Raw genomic sequence first — 18535 nt, forward strand, 5'->3', positions numbered from 1 at the left:
GCCGACGGGGCGAAGGGCAAGACGCGCAGTAAAGGGAAAAGCCACAAAAGGTCAAGTCATGAGCCAATGTCAGTGTCACAATAACCAGACCCCCCAAGGGCAAGGGGCATGCAGCAGCAAACAGGGCGATTTCGTCCTGAGCAAGGCTGAGCGCGATGCCATCGAACATGAGAAACACCACTACGAAGATCCCCGTGCCGCCAGCATAGAAGCGCTCAAGATAGTGCAGCAGGCCCGCGGCTGGGTGCCCGACGGCGCCATTCACGCCATCGGTGCCGAACTCGGCATCCCCGCCAGCGACGTGGAGGGGGTCGCCACCTTCTACAGCCAGATCTTCCGCCAGCCGGTGGGTCGCCACATCATCCGCGTCTGCGACAGCATGGTCTGCTACATCAACGGCCACGAGCAACTGCTGGCCGGTCTGAAAGAGGTCGTCAATCTGGCCCCCGGACAGACCTCCCCGGATGGCCGCTTCACCCTGCTGCCGGTCTGCTGCCTCGGCAACTGCGACAAGGGGCCGGCCATCATGATCGATGACGACACCTATGGCGGACTCGATCCTGTGACGTTGCTGAAAACCCTGGAGGCTTACCCATGAGCATTCAGCCAGGCAAGACACTCGCCTCCCTCGGCACCGCCAACCGCATCCCCCGCGCCCCCGAGACCCATCCCCTCACCTGGCGGCTGCGGGATGACGGCCAGCCGGTGTGGCTGGAGGAGTATCAGGCCAAGCAAGGCTATGAGGCCGCCCGCAAGGCACTGGGCCAGATGAGCCCGGATGAGATCGTCAACACCGTCAAGGACGCCGGCCTCAAGGGGCGCGGCGGCGCCGGCTTCTCCACCGGGGTGAAGTGGGGCCTGATGCCCAAGGACGAGAGCATGAACATCCGTTACCTGCTCTGCAACGCCGACGAGATGGAGCCGAACACCTACAAGGATCGGCTGCTGATGGAGCAACTGCCCCATCAGCTGATCGAGGGGATGATCATCAGTGCTCGGGCCCTCAAGGCCTACCGTGGCTACATCTTCCTGCGTGGCGAATATGTCGATGCCGCCATCCACCTGCGCCGCGCGGTGGAAGAAGCCAAGGCCGCCGGCCTGCTTGGCAAGAACATCCTGGGCTCGGGTTTTGATTTCGAGCTGTTCGTCCACACCGGCGCCGGCCGCTACATCTGTGGCGAAGAGACGGCGCTCATCAACTCCCTGGAAGGACGGCGCGCCAACCCGCGGGCCAAACCTCCCTTCCCCGCCGTCTCCGGCGTCTGGGGCAAGCCCACCTGCGTCAACAACGTCGAAACCCTGTGCAACGTGCCCGCCATCATAGGCAACGGAGTCCCCTGGTATCAGGGGCTGGCGCTGCCGGGGTCGGAAGATCACGGCACCAAGCTGATGGGCTTCTCCGGCAAGGTGAACAACCCCGGCCTCTGGGAGCTGCCGTTCGGCATCACAGCCCGCGAGCTGTTCGAAGAGTACGCAGGCGGCATGAAGAGCGGCTATCACCTCAAGGCGTGGCAACCGGGCGGCGCCGGAACCGGCTTCCTGCTGCCCGAGCACCTGGATGCCCAGATGTATGCAGGTGGCATCGGCAAGGTGGGCACCCGGATGGGCACCGGCCTCGCCATGGCGGTGGATGACAGCATCAACATGGTCGGACTCTTGCGCAACATGGAGGAGTTCTTCGCCCGCGAATCCTGCGGCTGGTGCACCCCCTGCCGCGACGGCCTGCCCTGGAGCGTCAAGATCCTGCGGGCCCTGGAGCGAGGCGAAGGCCAACCCGATGATCTCGCCACCCTGGAGCAGCTGGTCAGCTTCCTGGGGCCAGGCAAGACCTTCTGTGCCCATGCCCCCGGCGCCGTCGAGCCCCTTGGCAGTGCCATGAAGTACTTCCGGTCCGAGTTCGAGGCCGGGGTCAAGGCCCCCCACGACAATCACAAGCTGTTCAAGGGTATCCAGCCCAATCTGCTGGGCGAGCGCTGGTAATACGCCAGGACGCATCGGGCAATAGCCGATTTCACAAAACAGGTTTCAGGGAAGTTGTATGGCAACCATTCATGTAGACGGTAAAGAGTTCGAGGTAGACGGGGCAGACAACCTGCTGCAAGCCTGTCTGTCGCTGGGTCTGGACGTCCCCTATTTTTGCTGGCACCCGGCGCTCGGCAGCGTCGGCGCCTGCCGCCAGTGCGCGGTCAAACAGTACCAGAATGCCGACGACAAGCGCGGCCGCCTGGTCATGTCCTGCATGACCCCCTCCACCGATGGCACCTATATCTCCATCGAGGACGAAGAGGCGAAGGAGTTTCGCAAGACTGTGGTGGAGTGGCAGATGACCAACCACCCCCACGACTGTCCGGTGTGCGAAGAGGGTGGCGCCTGCCACCTGCAGGACATGACGGTGATGACGGGCCACAACAGCCGCCGCTACCGCTTCACCAAGCGCACCCACCAGAATCAGGATCTCGGTCCCTTCATCAACCACGAGATGAACCGCTGCATCGCCTGCTATCGCTGCGTGCGCTACTACAAGGATTACGCCGGCGGCGAGGATCTGGGGGTCTACGGCGCCCACGACAACGTCTACTTCGGCCGGGTCGAGGATGGCACCCTGGAGAGCGAGTTCTCCGGCAACCTGGTGGAGGTCTGCCCCACCGGCGTCTTCACCGACAAGACCCACTCCGAGCGCTACAACCGCAAGTGGGACATGCAGTTCGCCCCCAGCATCTGCCAGCAGTGCTCGGTCGGCTGCAACATCAGCCCGGGGGAGCGCTACGGCGAGCTGCGCCGCATCGAGAACCGCTTCCACGGCGCCCTGAACCACTACTTCCTCTGTGATCGCGGCCGCTTCGGTTACGGCTATGTCAACCAGGCCGACCGCCCGCGCCAACCCCTGCTGCAGGATGGCAATGACAAGCTGGCCATCACGGTGGATGGCGCCCTCAACCGCGCCGCCGATGCCCTGCGCACCGCAAGCGGCATCATCGGCATCGGCTCGCCCCGCGCCTCGCTCGAGAGCAACTTCGCCCTGCGCGAGCTGGTGGGCGCCGCCAACTTCTACGCAGGCGTCGAGCAGAGCGAATGGGCCTGCCTGCAGAAGATGCTGCATGTGCTGCACCAGGGCGGGGTACGTACCCCCAGCCTGCGCGACATGGAAGAGGCAGACGCCGTCCTGGTGCTGGGTGAAGATGTCACCCAGACCGCCGCCCGCATCGCCCTGGCCCTGCGCCAGGCGGTCAAGGGCAAGGGACGCGAAATAGCCCGCAAGCTGAAGGTGGATCTCTGGCAGGTCGCCGCGGTGCAGACGCTCGCTCAGAATGAGCGCTACCCCTTGCTCATCACCAGCCTGGATCAGACCCGTCTCGACGACGTGGCCGCCGATACACTGCACGCCCCCCACGCCGATCAGGCCCGCCTCGGCTTTGCCATCGCCCACCTGCTCGACGGCTTGGCCCCTGCCCCGCAGGATCTGGACGCCGATCAGCTGGCCCAAGCCAGCCGCTGGGCCGAGCTGCTCGGCAATGCCAAGAAGCCGCTCATCATCGCAGGCAATGGTGCCCGCAACCAGGCGCTGATCGAGGCGGCCAGCAACATAGCTCACGCCCTCAAGGGTCGCGGCCAGGCCGTGGAGCTGGCGCTGGTGGCCCAGGAGGCCAACAGCCTGGGGCTGGCCATGCTGGCCGGCAACGCCGCCCCGCTGGAAGCCGCCCTCGAGCGCATCGAAGGGAGCGAATCCCTTGCCTTGATCACCCTGGAGAACGATCTCTATCGCCGCGCCCCCCGCAACCGGGTCGATGGCGCCATCAAGCGCCTGCAGCATCTGCTGGTGGTGGATCATCAGGACACCGGCACCGCCCGGCAGGCCCACCTGGTGCTGCCTGCCGCCAGCTTCGCGGAGGCCGATGGCACTGTGGTGAACATGGAAGGCCGCGCCCAGCGCTTCTTCCAGGTCTATGCCCCCGCCTTCTACGACGCCGACATCCAGGTGCGCGAAGGCTGGCGCTGGCTGGCCGCGCTGCAAGGCATGCTGGACGGCAAGTCCCCGCGCTGGAGCACCTTCGACGAGGTGAGTGCAGCCTGCGCCGCCTCTGCCCCGCTGCTGGTCACCATGCGCGAAGCCGCCCCCAACGCGGGGCTGCGCATCCGCGGCATGAAGCTCGCTCGCGAGCCGCACCGCTACAGCGGCCGCACCTCCATGCTGGCGGATCAGAACGTGAGCGAGCCCCGTGTGGCGCAAGATCCCGACTCCCCGTTCGCCTTCTCCATGGAAGGCTATGCCGGCGCCCGCCAGCCCCTGCAACAGGTGCCGTTCGCCTGGGCACCGGGCTGGAACTCCCCCTCTGCCTGGAACAAGTTCCAGGACGAGGTGGGTGGCAGCCTGCGGGCCGGCGATCCCGGTCGTCGTCTGCTGGAGCCAGGCAGCGAGTCCCTCGGCTGGTTCGACACCATTCCCGCCCCCTTCAGGGCAGAGGCAGCCCTGCAGGTGGTCAGTTATGACCAGCTGTTCGGTGGCGACGAGCTCTCAGCGCGCAGCCCCGTCATCCAGGCCCGCATGGGGGACCCCGAGCTGGTGCTGAACCCGGCCGACGCCGCCCGTTTGGCCCTTCATGCCGGCAATCTGGTGGCCTTCTCCTGGGGGGGTCACCACTGGCGGCTGCGCCTTCGGATCAGCGAGCGGCTGGCACCAGGCCTGCTCGGCCTGCCCCTGGGGGCCCATGGTCTGCCGACCGCGCTGCACCAGGCCTATGTGACTGACTTGCAGGAGGCCATCGCATGAGCAATGAGCTGATCGATCTGTTGCTGGAGGTAGGCAAAGCCTTGATCGTGCTGGTGGGGATCGTGGGGGCTGGCGCCTTCATGAGCTTCATCGAGCGCCGTCTGCTGGCGCTCTGGCAAGACAGGTACGGCCCCAACCGGGTGGGCCCCTTCGGCCTGCTGCAACTGGCGGCCGACATGGTCAAGATGTTCTTCAAGGAGGACTGGATCCCGCCGTTCGCGGATCACCGGATCTTCGTGCTGGCCCCCATCATCGCCTTTACCGCCTTCATCCTGGCGTTTGCGGTGGTGCCCATCACCCCCATCTGGGGCGTGGCGGATCTCAACGTGGGGCTGCTCTACATCCTGGCCATCGCAGGGCTTGCTGTCTACGCCGTGCTGTTCGCCGGCTGGTCGAGCAACAACAAGTACTCCCTGCTCGGCAGCCTGCGCGCCTCGGCCCAGACCCTCTCCTACGAGGTGTTCCTCGGCCTGTCGCTCATGGGCATCGTCATCCAGACCGGCAGCTTCAACCTGCGGGATATAGTGGAAGCGCAAGCCGGTTTGTGGAACGTGATCCCCCAGTTCCTGGGCTTCATCACCTTCCTGTTTGCCGGGGTTGCCGTCACCCACCGCCACCCGTTTGACCAGCCGGAGGCCGAGCAGGAGCTCGCCGACGGTTATCACATCGAGTACGCGGGCATGAAGTGGGGTCTGTTCTTCGTGGGCGAGTACATCGGCATAGTGCTGATCTCCTCCCTCATCGTGACCCTCTTCTTCGGTGGCTGGCACGGCCCCTGGCTGCCGCCCTTCATCTGGTTTGCTCTGAAGACCGCCTGTTTCATGGTGTTCTTCATCCTGCTGCGGGCCTCCCTGCCCCGCCCGCGCTTCGACCAGGTGATGTCCTTTGGCTGGAAAGTCTGCTTACCGCTTACCTTGCTCAACATGCTGGTAACCGGCGCCGTCGTGCTTATGAACGTGCAGTGAGGCACCAATGAAAATTACGAGCATTATCAAGGGTGTTGGCACCCAACTGCGCAGTCTGGGGATGGTTTTCTCCCATGCCTGGCGCCCCCGCGAGACCCTGAACTACCCGGAGCAGCAGGTCTATGCCGCCCCCCGTTTCCGTGGCCGTATCGTACTGACCCGGGATCCGGACGGTGACGAGCGCTGCGTGGCGTGCAACCTGTGCGCCGTGGCCTGCCCGGTCGGCTGCATCTCGCTGCAAAAAGCGGAGCGGGACGACGGTCGCTGGTACCCGGAGTTCTTCCGCATCAACTTCTCCCGCTGCATCTTCTGCGGCCTGTGCGAAGAGGCCTGCCCCACCACCGCCATCCAGCTGACGCCGGATTTCGAGATGGGGGAGTATCGTCGCCAGGATCTGGTGTACGAGAAGGAAGATCTGCTGATCAGCGGCCCCGGCAAATACCCGGACTACAACTTCTACCGCATGAGCGGGATGGCCATCGACGGCAAGCCCAAAGGGGATGCCGAGAACGAAGCCAAGCCCATCGATGTCAAGAGCCTGCTGCCCTAGGAGTCAATCATGGAACTGGCATTTTATGCCGCGGCCCTGGTCGCCGTTTACAGCACGCTGCGGGTCATCAGCACCAGCAACCCCATGCATGCGCTGCTCAATCTCATCATCTCCCTCATCGCCGTGGCCATGATCTTCTTCTGCCTGGGGGCCTCCTTCGCAGGCGCCCTGCAGGTGATCGTCTACGCCGGCGCCATCATGGTGCTGTTCGTGTTCGTGGTGATGATGCTGAACCTGGGGTCCGCCCAGGATCAGGAGCGCAACTGGCTCACCCCCATGACCTGGGGTGGGCCTGCCCTGCTCTCCCTCATCCTGCTCGGCTTCCTGGCCCATGGCATTCTCGGGGTCACCGGCGGTGAACTCGGACTGACCGACGTCAGCGCCAAGGAGGTCGGCATCGCCCTGTTCGGCCCCTATGTGCTGGCGGTGGAACTCGCCTCCATCCTGCTGCTGGCGGGTCTGGTCACCGCCTATCACCTTGGCCGTGAAGACAAGAGCGGGGAGGTGCTCTCCGTCCCCAAACCCACAGTTCGCCCATCCCAGGAAGGAGGTCAGTCATGAATGGAATCCCAATGGAACACGGTCTGCTGCTGGCCGCCATCCTGTTCTGCATCGGGCTGTGCGGTCTGCTGATCCGCCGCAACCTGCTGTTTATCCTCATGAGTATCGAGATCATGATGAATGCGTCCGCGCTGGCGTTCGTGGTGGCGGGTAGCCGCTGGGCCCAGGCCGACGGCCAGATCATGTACATACTGGTGATTTCTCTGGCGGCAGCGGAGGCCAGTATCGGCCTCGCCCTGTTACTGCTGCTCTATCGTCGTTACCACACCCTGAACGTGGACACTGTGAGCGAGATGCGCGGATGAGCCTCCTATACCTGACTTTCCTGTTCCCCCTGCTGGGGTGGCTGCTGCTGGCCTTCTCCATCGGCCGTCTCGGCGAGCGCAGCGCGGCACTCATCGGTGTCGGCAGCATAGGCCTGTCGGCCCTGACCACCCTCTGGGTCGGGTTCGACTTCCTCAATCACACCCCTGAGGGCGGCGTCTATGCCCAGACCCTGTGGCAGTGGATGTCGGTGGGCAGCTTCACCCCCACTTTCCGTCTGGCGCTGGATGGACTGTCGCTGACCATGCTCGGGGTGGTGACCGGGGTGGGTTTCTTCATCCACCTGTTCGCCTCCTGGTACATGCGCGGGGAAGAGGGCTACTCCCGCTTCTTCACCTACACCAACCTCTTCATCGCCAGCATGGTGTTCCTGGTGCTGGCCGATGATCTGCTGTTCGTCTACCTCGGCTGGGAAGGGGTGGGGCTGTGCAGCTACCTGCTGATCGGCTTCTACTACCGCAACCCGGCCAACGGGGCAGCCGCCCTCAAGGCCTTCGTGGTGACCCGGGTTGGCGACGTCTTCCTCGCCATCGGGCTCTTCGTGCTCTACCGCGAGCTCGGCACCCTCAACATCCACGAGCTGCTGGTGCGTGCCCCCGCGATGTTTGCCGAGGGCTCCCCTGCCCTGTCGTTCGCCTGCCTCATGCTGCTCGGCGGCGCGGTCGGCAAGTCAGCCCAGCTGCCGCTGCAAACCTGGCTGGCAGACGCCATGGCGGGCCCGACCCCGGTCTCGGCGCTGATCCACGCGGCCACCATGGTGACCGCCGGTGTCTACCTCATCGCCCGCACCCACGGTCTGTTCCTGCTGGCCCCGGAGATCCTCCATCTGGTGGCCTTGGTCGGTGCCATCACCCTGGTGCTGGCAGGCTTTGCCGCCCTGGTCCAGACCGACATCAAGCGGATTTTGGCCTACTCCACCATGAGCCAGATTGGCTACATGTTCCTGGCCCTGGGGGTCGGCGCCTGGGAAGGGGCCATCTTCCACCTGATGACCCACGCCTTCTTCAAGGCGCTCTTGTTCCTCTCCGCCGGTGCCGTGATAGTCGCGACCCACCACGAGCAGAACATCTTCAAGATGGGGGGCCTGCGCAAGAGCCTGCCGCTGGTCTATGCCTGCTTCCTGGTGGGGGGCTCGGCCCTGGCCGCGCTGCCGCTGGTCACCGCCGGCTTCTACAGTAAGGACGCCATCCTCTGGCAGGTGCAGGCCAGTGGCCAGAGCGCCCTGCTGTGGGCCGGTCTGGGTGGGGCCTTCCTGACCTCCCTCTACACCTTCCGCCTCATCTTCATCGCCTTCCACGGCAAGGCGCAAACCGAGGCCCACGCCGGTCACGGCCTGGCCCACCAGCTGCCGCTGCTGGTGCTGCTGGTGCTCTCCACCGGGGTTGGCGCATTGATAGTGCCGCCGCTCGCCGGGGTACTGCCGGCAGGCCCGGGGGATCATATTGAAGAGGGACGCCACAGCCTCGAGATCCTCTCCGGCGTCATCGCCGTGGCAGGCATTGCGCTCGCCGCCTTCCTGTTCCTCGGCGAACGTCGCCTGGCGAAGGGGATCGCCGAGAGTGCCGTCGGCCGCGCGCTCAGCACCCTCTGGTTCAATGCCTGGGGCTTTGACTGGCTCTATGACTGGATCTGGGTCAAGCCCTACCTGCTGACAACTCGCTTGCTCGGCAAGGACCCGCTGGATCGGATGATGAACCTGCCCGCCGTGCTGGCCCAGGGGGGTCACCAGCTGCTGGCCTGGACAGTCTCCGGCAAGCTGCGCTGGTACGCCGCCTCCATGGGGATGGGCGCCGCCCTGATCCTGGCCCTGCTGCTGCTCGGCTGATCCATGAGCCCAATATGTGTGGCAGGCCCGGGGCCTGCCCGACTAGAACCTAGACGAGAGCTGATATCGTGACCTTACTCTGGATCTTGTTAATTCCTTTTATCGGCGGCTTGCTCTGCTGGCAGATGGAGCGGCTCGGCGGACAATTCGTTCGCTGGGTAGCCCTGCTCTCCATGAGCGCCTGTCTGGTGCTCTCCGGTGCCATCTGGCTGGGGGGTGACTTCTCCCTCGCAAGCCCCGGCCTCCCCGTCTGGGCGGCCGAGTGGCAGCAACCCTGGATCCCCCGCTTCGGCATCTCATTGCACCTGGCGGTAGACGGCCTGTCCCTCCTGATGGTGATGCTCACCAGCTTCATCGGGGTGCTCGCCATCCTCTGCTCCTGGAAGGAAATCGTGCAGCGCATCGGCTTCTTCCACCTCAATCTGCTGTGGATCCTGGGGGGCGTGCTCGGCGTCTTCATGGCGGTGGACCTGTTCCTCTTCTTCTTCTTCTGGGAGATGATGCTGGTCCCCATGTACTTCCTGATCGCGCTCTGGGGCCACTCGGTCACCGACGGCAAATCCCGGATCAACGCGGCCACCAAGTTCTTCATCTACACCCAGGCGAGCGGCCTCATCATGCTGGTGGCCATCCTGGGCCTGGTGCTGACCCACCACGCCAGCACAGGCGTCTTCACCTTCAACTATCAGGAGCTGCTGAACACCCCCATGAGCAGCACGGTACAGTGGCTGCTGATGCTGGGCTTCTTCATCGCCTTCGCGGTCAAGATGCCCCTGGTGCCCCTGCACGGCTGGTTGCCGGACGCCCACAGCCAGGCACCGACCGCGGGCTCGGTGGACCTGGCGGGCATCCTGCTCAAGACCGCCGCCTACGGCCTGCTGCGCTTCACCCTGCCGCTCTTCCCCGAGGCCTCCGCCGAGTTCGCCCCCTACGCCATGCTTCTTGGCCTGTTCGGCATCGTCTACGGCGCCCTGCTGGCGTTCGCCCAGACCGACATCAAGCGTCTGGTGGCCTACACCAGCATCTCCCACATGGGCTTCGTGATGATCGCCATCTATTCGGGCAGCGAGCTGGCCCTGCAGGGGGCCGTGGTGCAGATGATCGCCCACGGCCTCTCCGCCGCCGGTCTCTTCATCCTGTGCGGCCAGCTCTACGAGCGGCTGCACACCCGGGATCTGCGCCTGATGGGCGGCCTCTGGGGTCGGCTGCGCTACCTGCCCGGCGTGATGCTGTTCTTCTCGGTGGCCTCCCTTGGCATGCCGGGCACCGGCAACTTCGTCGGCGAGTTCCTGATCCTCATCGGCAGCTTCCAGGTGGCCCCCATCATCACCATCATCGCCACCTTCGGCCTGGTGCTGGCCTCGGTCTACTCCCTCATCATGCTGCAGCGCGCCTGCTTCGGTACCCCCAAGGACGAGAGCGTCCTCAAGGGCCTGGACAGACGGGAGCTGGCCATGATGCTGACCATAGCCGGCCTGCTGGTGCTGCTCGGTCTCTACCCGCAACCCGTGCTCGACACCGCCAGCAGCAGCCTGCTGAGCGTGCTGCACTGGTACGCGCTGCCAGCCACAGGAGCACTGCAATGATGCCCTCTCCTTCTCTCTCCCCTTCCTTGTCCACGCCGGGAGCCTTGTCATGACGTTTACCGCCGCCCAACTATTGGCCCTGCTGCCCCTGTTGCTGACCACGGGGGCCATGGTCGCCCTGATGCTCGCCATCGCCTGGAAGCGCTGCGATGACACCGCCTTCGTGGTGACCATCACAGGTCTCAACCTGGCGCTCTTCTCCCTGCCCATCGTCATGGCCCAGGGAGATCAGGGGGTCACTCCCCTGCTGCAAGTGGACGCTTACGCGGTCTTCTACATGGGGCTGGTCCTCATCGGGGCCCTGGCCACCTGCACCTTCGGTCGCTCCTGGCTCAAGGGCTACCCGGACAACCGGGAAGAGTTCTATCTGCTGCTGCTCATCGCCACCGCAGGCGGCCTGGTGCTGGCGGGTTCCCGTCACCTCGCGTCGCTGTTCATCGGGATCGAGATGCTGACCCTGCCCATGTTCGGCCTGGTGGGCTATGCCTACCGCGAGCGCCACTCCCTGGAGGCCAGCATCAAGTACATGGTGCTCTCCGCCGCCGCCACCGCCTTCCTGCTGTTCGGCATGGCGCTGCTCTATGCCCAGGCGGGCAGCCTGAGCTTCAGCGATCTCGGCCTGACCCTGGCCCAGAGCCCGGCTCACCACCCGCTGCTGATGGGGGGCTTCGGCCTGATGCTGGTGGGCTTCGCCTTCAAGCTCTCCCTGGCCCCCTTCCACCTCTGGACCCCGGATGTCTACGAAGGGGCACCTGCACCTGTGGCCACCTTCCTCGCCACCGTGAGCAAGATAGCCGTGTTCTGCGTGCTGCTGCGCTTCTACCTGGCGGTACCGGCCACCTCGGATCCCATGATCCACTGGCTGCTGGCGGCCATGGCGGTCATCTCCATCGTGGTCGGCAACCTCCTGGCGCTGATCCAGACCAACATCAAGCGGATGATGGGTTACTCCTCCATCTCCCACTTCGGCTATCTGCTGGCAGTGGTGGTGGCGAGCCGCCTCGGCCAGATGCCGGTGGAAGCGGCCGGTGTCTACCTGCTGATGTACCTCTTCACCAGCCTGGGGGCCTTCGGCGTCATCAGCATGATGTCCAGCCCCTATCGCGGCAAGGATGCGGACTCCCTGCACAGCTATCGCGGCCTGTTCTGGAAGCGCCCCTATCTGACCGCCGTCATGACGGTGATGATGCTCTCCTTGGCGGGCATCCCCATGACGCTCGGCTTCATCGGCAAGTTCTACCTCATCGGCGTCACCGTCGAGGCGCAGCTGTGGTGGCTCTCCGGCGCCATCGTGCTCGGCAGTGCCCTGGGGCTCTACTACTACCTGCGCGTCATGGTCACCCTCTACCTGCGCGAACCCGGCATGCAGCTGCGCGATGCCAGGGCCGACTGGGCCTTCTCCTCCGGCGGGCTGGTGGTGCTGCTCTCCGCCATCCTGGTGGTGCTGCTCGGCATCTATCCCCAGCCGGTCATCAGCCTGGTGCAGGGCTTCCAGCACGTGGTGCTGCGCTGACCTCAGCTTCACTCCACACAACACAACCGGCCCCCGTGGCCGGTTTTTTTATGTCCGCCAAGCCCCAAACCGGCTTGCCCGTCTGAGAAGCGGCGCCAGAGCGGTGTCCCTCAATCAATGCCGGTCCAGGGCACCTCATCCTCCAGCTGACTGCTGACTGCTGACGGAGCAGCGAGCACGAGGATGACCCGCTCGCCCCCCATCGCGCTCGTCTCTGCCTCCCCTCCCCATCGTCAGATCAACGCCCATAAAAAAACCGGCCACGGGGGCCGGTTTCTGATTCTCTACCACGTCAGCGCGGGATTAACCCAGACGCACGCGAGCATTTCTGAACATCCGCATCCAGGCGCCATCCTCGCCCCAGTTGTCCGGGTGCCAGGAGTTCGCCACTGTGCGGAACACCCGCTCCGGATGCGGCATCATGATGGTGGCACGGCCGTCCGTGGTGGTGACCGCAGTGATGCCCGCCGGAGCCCCGTTCGGGTTGGCCGGGTACTGCTCGGTGACCTTGCCGCGGTTGTCCACGAAGCGCAGTCCCACCAGGCCGCTCTGTTGCAGCGCGGCAAGGTGAGCGGCGTCGCGCACCTCCACCCGCCCTTCCCCGTGGGAGACGGCGATGGGCATCACCGAGCCCGCCATACCGGCGAAGAAGGCGGAGGGGGACTCCTGCACTTCCACCAGGCTGAAGCGCGCCTCGAAGCGCTCGGAGCGGTTACGCACGAAGCGCGGCCAGAGATCGGCCCCCGGGATGAGGTCACGCAGGTTGGACATCATCTGGCAACCGTTGCACACGCCCAGCGACAAGGTATCGCCACGCTCGAAGAAGCGCTGGAACTGCTCACGGGCCCCGTCGTTGAACAGGATGGACTTGGCCCAGCCTTCCCCCGCCCCCAGCACGTCACCGTAGGAGAAGCCGCCACAGGCCACCAGGGTCTGGAACTCTTCCAGCTTGATGCGACCGGACAGGATGTCACTCATATGGACGTCCACCGCCGCGAACCCGGCGCGATCGAACGCTGCCGCCATCTCCACGTGGGAGTTGACCCCCTGCTCGCGCAGCACCGCCAGACGGGGGGAGACCCCGCGGGCGATATAGGGGGCGGCCACGTCCTCGGACGGGTTATAGGTCAATCTGGCCTGCAGACCCGGATCGGTGGCGTCCTGACGGGCGGCATGCTCCTGATCCGCGCACTCCGGGTTGTCCCGCAGGCGCTGCATCTGCCAGCTGGTCTCGCCCCAGAGGGTGCGAAGCGCAGTGCGGCTGGCGCGATACACTTCGGTGCCGGCGCGCTGGAACAGGATGAGGTCATCTTCACGCACCGTGCCCAGCACGTGGGAGCAGGCCGCCAGACCGTGACCGGCCAGAAGGGTCAGCACCGCTTCCTTGTCGTCGCGACGCACCTGGATGACCGCCCCCAGCTCCTCGTTGAACAGGGCCGGCAGCAGGTCGCCACCTATGCGATCGAGCTGGATGTCGAGGCCGCAGTGACCGGCAAACGCCATCTCGGTCAGGGTGACGAAGAGGCCGCCGTCGGAGCGGTCGTGGTAGGCAATCAGCTTGCGATCCGCCACCAGCGCCTGGATGGCGTTGAAGAAGCCCTTGAGCTGGACGGGGTTGTCCAGATCCGGGGCACTTTGCCCAAGCTGGCGATAGACCTGGGCCAGGGCGGAAGCGCCGAGGCGCTGCTTGCCGTTGCCAAGGTCAATCAGGATAAGGTCGGTCTCACCGAGATCGGTCCGCAGTTGCGGGGTCACGGTATTGCGCACGTCCTCGACCCGCGCAAAGGCGGAGATCAGCAGGGAGAGCGGCGAGGTGACGCTGCGCTCTTCGCCGTCCTGCTGCCAGCGGGTCTTCATGGACATGGAGTCCTTGCCCACCGGGATGGTGATGCCAAGGGCCGGGCAGAGCTCCTCGCCCACCGCTTTCACGGCTTCGTAGAGGCCCGCATCTTCCCCCGGGTGACCGGCGGCGGACATCCAGTTGGCGGAGAGCTTGACCCGCTTGAGGGAGCCGATATGAGCCGGTGCCAGGTTGGTCAGGGCCTCGGCCACCGCCATGCGGGCCGATGCAGCATGGGACAGCAGCGCCACCGGGGTGCGTTCCCCCATGGACATGGCTTCGCCGTGATAGCTGTCGTAGGTGGCGGCGGTGACGGCGCAATCGGCCACCGGGATCTGCCAGGGGCCGACCATCTGGTCGCGGTTGACCAGACCGGTCACGGTGCGATCGCCGATGGTGATGAGGAAGGACTTCTCCGCCACAGTCGGCAGACGCAGCACCCGCTCGGCGGCGTCGCTGAGGGTGATGCCATCCAGTTGCAGCGCCTTGCCCTGGGCGGGCAGGGTCTGCACGTCGCGGTGCATCTTGGGCGCCTTGCCGAGCAGCACGTCCAGCGGCAGGTCGATGGGCTGGTTGTCAAAGTGGCTGTCGGAGAGGGTCAGATGCTTCTCTTCGGTGGCGGTGCCGATCACGGCATAAGGAGCGCGCTCGCGCTCGCACAGGGCCTTGAACAGGGGCAGCTTCTCCTGGGCGACCGCCAGCACATAGCGCTCCTGGGACTCGTTGCACCAGATCTCCAGCGGGCTCATGCCCGGCTCGTCGCTGGCGATGGCGCGCAAGTCGAAGCGACCGCCCCGATCGCCGTCGTTCACCAGCTCCGGCATGGCGTTGGAGAGGCCACCGGCCCCCACGTCGTGGATGAAGACGATGGGGTTGTCATCGCCGAGCTGCCAGCAGCGGTCGATCACCTCCTGGCAACGGCGCTCCATCTCGGGGTTGTCCCGCTGCACCGAGGCGAAATCGAGGTCTTCGGCAGACTGGCCGGAGGCCATGGAGGAGGCGGCGCCGCCCCCCAGGCCGATGTTCATGGCCGGGCCGCCCAGCACGATCAGCGCCGCGCCGACCGGGATCTCCCCTTTCTGGACGTGTTCGCTGCGGATGTTGCCGATGCCGCCCGCCAGCATGATGGGCTTGTGGTAACCGCGCACTTCGACGCCGTTGTGGCTCGGCACCTGCTCTTCGAAGGTACGGAAATAGCCGAGGATGGCGGGACGACCGAATTCGTTGTTGAAGGCGGCGCCGCCGAGGGGCCCCTCCTGCATGATGTCAAAGGCGCTGACGATGCGGCTCGGCTTGCCGAAGTCCTGCTCCCAGGGCTGCTCAAAACCTGGGATGCGCAGGTTGGAGACGGAGAAGCCCACCAGGCCCGCCTTGGGCTTGGCGCCACGGCCGGTCGCACCCTCGTCGCGAATTTCGCCGCCGGAACCGGTAGCCGCCCCCGGGAAGGGGGAGATGGCGGTCGGGTGGTTGTGAGTCTCCACCTTCATCAGGATGTCGACGCGCTCCTGGTGATACTGGTACTCGCCGCTGGCGGGGCTCGGGAAGAAGCGGCCACCCTGGCTGCCTTCCATCACGGCAGCGTTGTCTTTATAGGCAGACAGGACATGATCCGGCGTCTGCTCGAAGGTGTTCTTGATCATCTTGAACAGCGACTTGGGCTGCTGCTCACCGTCTATGGTCCAGTCGGCGTTGAAGATCTTGTGACGGCAGTGCTCGGAGTTCGCCTGGGCGAACATGTAGAGCTCGATGTCGTTGGGATTGCGACCAAGCCGGGTGAAGTTCTCCACCAGGTAGTCTATTTCGTCATCGGCGAGCGCCAGGCCCAGCTCGATGTTGGCCGAGGCCAGAGCGCTGCGGCCACCGCCCAGCACGTCCACCTGGGTGAAGGGGCGCGGTTCGTGATGGGCAAACAGGGCGGCTGCCTGGCTCGGCTCATCGAACACCACCTCCATCATGCGATCGTGCAGCAGGGCCGCGACCTCGCCACGCTGGGCTGCGGTCAGCTCGCCCTTGGCCTGCACGTAATAGGCAATGCCGCGCTCCAGCCGCTTGACCTGGTTCAGGCCGCAGTTGTGGGCGATGTCGGTTGCTTTGGAAGACCAGGGGGAGATAGTGCCGGGGCGGGGGGTAACGAGAAACAGCTGACCGCTGGGGGTGTGTTCAGGGATGGTCGGGCCGTAGCGCAGAAGCTGGCCCAAGGTCGCTCGCTCCGGGGGCGAGAGCGGGCTCGAAAGCTCGGCAAAGTGCACGTATTCGGCATAGACGTCTGCTATCTCTACTCCTCTCTGTGCGCAGCTCTGCAGCAGCTTGTGGACACGAAACTCAGACAGTGCTGGGGCACCACGCAAGATTTCCATATACCTTTCTCACCAAGTTTTAGAGTGTGGGGGGATTTGAGACGCGCGTATTATAGGGATCAGGCTCACCGCGAACAAACGTTTTTCTCATCTCCCACGATGTGACTCCCTCCACACTCTCTGGTATAAAGGTGCCTCTCTTTTGACAAATGCCGATTTTTTCAACAAGGGTACTCACCTACTTGCGCTGCATTTTTCGACTGTTTATCGGGATGTTGCTGACACTGGCCCTGGCCGGCTGTGACTTCTATTCCCCCTCCAGCCAGCTGGAGCAGATCCGCCAACGGGGCGAGATCCGTGTTGGCACCCTCTATGGTCCCACTTCCTATTACCAGCGTGACGACACCGCCCAGGGGTTCGATTACGAGCTGGCGCAGCACTATGCCGACTGGCTGGGGGTCAAGCTGACCATAGTCCCGGCCTACTCCACCGCCGAGCTGGTCGAACAGCTGCAAAAGGGCAAGCTGGATCTCGCCGCCGCCGCCATCGTCGTGACCCCGGAGCGGCGCAAGCTGTTTCGCTTTGGCCCCGGCTTCTACCAGGTCTCCCCCAAGCTGGTCTATCGCAACGGCTCCCCCAGACCCAAGGATCTCGGCGACATCAAGGGCACCATAGTGGTGCCTGCCGGCTCCACCGGCGAGGATCTGATGAAGGAGATGGCCAGCCAGTACCCCAATCTGAGCTGGCGCATCAACCGGGACGCCGACGTGGAGGAGCTGCTCAAGCAGGTCGCCGACGGCGAGGTGGACTACACGGTGGTGCAGGACACCGTACTGGCCCGCACCCAGCGCTACTACCCCGAGCTCACCGAGGGGCTGACCCTCGCCAGCAAGCAGACAGTGGCCTGGGCCATGACCAAGCTGCCCGATGACAGCCTCTACGCCAGCATCATCGACTTCTTCGGCCAGCGCTTCATGGATGGCTCCATCGCCAAGCTCGACGAGAAGTACTTCGGTCATGTGCAGAACTTCGATTTCGTCGACACCCGCACCTTCCTCAAGCGGGCCAAGAGCCTGCTGCCCAAGTACCAGGCGCTGTTCCAGACCCACGCCAAGGAGATTGACTGGCGCCTGCTGGCCGCCATCAGCTATCAGGAGTCCCACTGGGACCCCCAGGCCCGCTCCTACACCGGGGTGCGCGGCATGATGATGCTGACCGAACCCACTGCCAAGGCGATGGGGGTGAACGATAGAACCCACCCGGAAGAGAGCATCAAGGGGGGCGCCCGCTACCTGCAGGAGATGATGGAGAAGGTGCCGGACTCGGTGCCGGCGGACGAGAAGGTGTGGTTTGCCCTCACCGCCTACAACATCGGCTATGGCCACATGATGGATGCCCGCCGCCTGACCAAGCAGCTCGGCAAGAACCCGGACGCCTGGAGCGACGTGAAAGAGGTGTTGCCCCTGCTGCAGCAGTCACGCTGGCATCGCAAGGTGCGCTACGGCTATGCCCGGGGTGGCGAGGCGCGCAACTACGTCAACAACGTACGCCAGTACTACCAGAGCCTGCTCTGGCTCGACAACGAGCAGCAGAAGGCCCATCGCCGCGAGGCTCTGGACGAGGACGACGGCAGCGAGCAGGCCCCCCCGGCACAGCGCCCCGCCATCATCGCCGAGGTGGTCAGCCAGATCATCACCCCCTGAGCCCTGCGGGGTGTGTCGTCTGGGGGAATTCTCTGTTACCATTCCCCCAGACCAGAGCCTGTCTGAGAGAGGCTTATTGCAATACATTCATCAACTTGCGATACCGATGGCAACCCATGCCAGGGAGCCGTCAGCGTCGCCGGGATGACCAGGGAGGAAAACCAGATGCGAACACGCAGAAGAGCCACGTTGACCAGAAAAACCAGATGCGCCTGGAGCCCCAGACGCAAGCTGAAGCTGGCCGACATGAAACGCAAGATATGGCACCGCAACCGCTCCTATACCTTGCTGATTGCGGAGCACACAGCATAAACCCGGCCAAGGCCGGGTTTTTTAATGCCTTTTTATGCCTCGACCGGCGTCAGCTCAAACTGGACACTACGTTTGGAGACCAGGCTGTTGCAGTGGTTGCAGAAGTAATCCACCGCCCCGCAGGCCCGAAGCCGTTCAAGCTCATGCAGGCAGGTCGGGCACAGGGCCCGGATCCGATAGCGGGCATGGCACTGGCCGCAGCTCGCCTCTGGGCTGCGGCTGTCCAGCTCGGCCTGGCAGGCCGGGCATGTCAAGAGACTCATGGTCATCTCCTCTCCAGGGCAGGCGCGC

The 18535-nt window shown here is 64.7% G+C and carries 13 protein-coding genes; 11 read left to right on the top strand and 2 right to left on the bottom strand.

Annotation, left to right across the window (positions count from 1 at the left end; genetic code table 11):
- The first annotated feature begins 58 nt into the window (after positions 1 to 58).
- From nuoE to nuoN, 10 genes are all read left to right on the top strand, one after another.
- Positions 59 to 598, top strand: a complete 540-nt coding sequence (nuoE, locus tag HB860_RS08890; RefSeq protein WP_247626384.1) for an NADH-quinone oxidoreductase subunit NuoE — start codon at positions 59 to 61, stop codon at positions 596 to 598.
- Positions 595 to 1980, top strand: a complete 1386-nt coding sequence (nuoF, locus tag HB860_RS08895) for an NADH-quinone oxidoreductase subunit NuoF (RefSeq protein ID WP_247626385.1) — start codon at positions 595 to 597, stop codon at positions 1978 to 1980. The genes nuoE and nuoF overlap by 4 nt, the downstream gene beginning before the upstream one ends.
- 58 nt (positions 1981 to 2038) lie before the next feature.
- Positions 2039 to 4768: an NADH-quinone oxidoreductase subunit NuoG gene (gene nuoG, locus HB860_RS08900; RefSeq protein ID WP_247626386.1), complete on the top strand. Its 2730-nt coding sequence runs from the start codon at positions 2039 to 2041 to the stop codon at positions 4766 to 4768.
- Positions 4765 to 5733, top strand: coding sequence for an NADH-quinone oxidoreductase subunit NuoH (nuoH, locus tag HB860_RS08905; protein WP_247626387.1), 969 nt, complete (start codon positions 4765 to 4767; stop codon positions 5731 to 5733). Before nuoG ends, nuoH begins: the two co-directional genes overlap by 4 nt.
- Positions 5734 to 5740: 7 nt before the next feature.
- Positions 5741 to 6283: an NADH-quinone oxidoreductase subunit NuoI gene (gene nuoI, locus HB860_RS08910; RefSeq protein ID WP_025327221.1), complete on the top strand. Its 543-nt coding sequence runs from the start codon at positions 5741 to 5743 to the stop codon at positions 6281 to 6283.
- A 9-nt stretch (positions 6284 to 6292) separates the two neighbouring features.
- Positions 6293 to 6844: an NADH-quinone oxidoreductase subunit J gene (gene nuoJ / locus HB860_RS08915; protein WP_247626388.1), complete on the top strand. Its 552-nt coding sequence runs from the start codon at positions 6293 to 6295 to the stop codon at positions 6842 to 6844.
- On the top strand, positions 6841 to 7149 hold the full coding sequence (gene nuoK, locus HB860_RS08920; RefSeq protein ID WP_005314891.1) for an NADH-quinone oxidoreductase subunit NuoK: 309 nt from the start codon (positions 6841 to 6843) through the stop codon (positions 7147 to 7149). The genes nuoJ and nuoK overlap by 4 nt, the downstream gene beginning before the upstream one ends.
- The gene (gene nuoL, locus HB860_RS08925) at positions 7146 to 8993 is read left to right on the top strand and encodes an NADH-quinone oxidoreductase subunit L (protein WP_247626389.1); all 1848 of its coding nucleotides are present in this window, start codon (positions 7146 to 7148) and stop codon (positions 8991 to 8993) included. The genes nuoK and nuoL overlap by 4 nt, the downstream gene beginning before the upstream one ends.
- A 68-nt stretch (positions 8994 to 9061) precedes the next feature.
- Positions 9062 to 10579, top strand: coding sequence for an NADH-quinone oxidoreductase subunit M (gene nuoM / locus HB860_RS08930; protein WP_139434262.1), 1518 nt, complete (start codon positions 9062 to 9064; stop codon positions 10577 to 10579).
- A gap of 49 nt (positions 10580 to 10628) precedes the next feature.
- Complete coding sequence (gene nuoN / locus HB860_RS08935) at positions 10629 to 12092, top strand: NADH-quinone oxidoreductase subunit NuoN (RefSeq protein WP_139434261.1); 1464 nt, start codon at positions 10629 to 10631, stop codon at positions 12090 to 12092.
- 303 nt (positions 12093 to 12395) lie between these two features.
- Here nuoN and purL read toward each other — a convergent pair whose 3' ends face one another.
- The gene (purL, locus tag HB860_RS08940; RefSeq protein ID WP_247626390.1) at positions 12396 to 16289 is read right to left on the bottom strand and encodes a phosphoribosylformylglycinamidine synthase; all 3894 of its coding nucleotides are present in this window, start codon (positions 16287 to 16289) and stop codon (positions 12396 to 12398) included.
- A gap of 149 nt (positions 16290 to 16438) precedes the next feature.
- On the opposite strand from purL, the gene mltF reads away from it, so the two are divergent.
- Positions 16439 to 17932 carry a membrane-bound lytic murein transglycosylase MltF gene (gene mltF / locus HB860_RS08945; RefSeq protein ID WP_247626391.1) on the top strand — a complete coding sequence of 498 codons (1494 nt, stop codon included), beginning with the start codon at positions 16439 to 16441 and terminating at the stop codon, positions 17930 to 17932.
- 344 nt (positions 17933 to 18276) lie between these two features.
- On the opposite strand, the gene HB860_RS08950 is transcribed toward mltF, so the two are convergent.
- On the bottom strand, positions 18277 to 18507 hold the full coding sequence (locus HB860_RS08950; protein ID WP_247626392.1) for a zinc ribbon domain-containing protein: 231 nt from the start codon (positions 18505 to 18507) through the stop codon (positions 18277 to 18279).
- Positions 18508 to 18535 lie beyond the last annotated feature (28 nt).

The organism is Aeromonas genomosp. paramedia (assembly GCF_023093515.1).
In the GTDB taxonomy this organism is placed as follows: Bacteria; Pseudomonadota; Gammaproteobacteria; order Enterobacterales; family Aeromonadaceae; genus Aeromonas.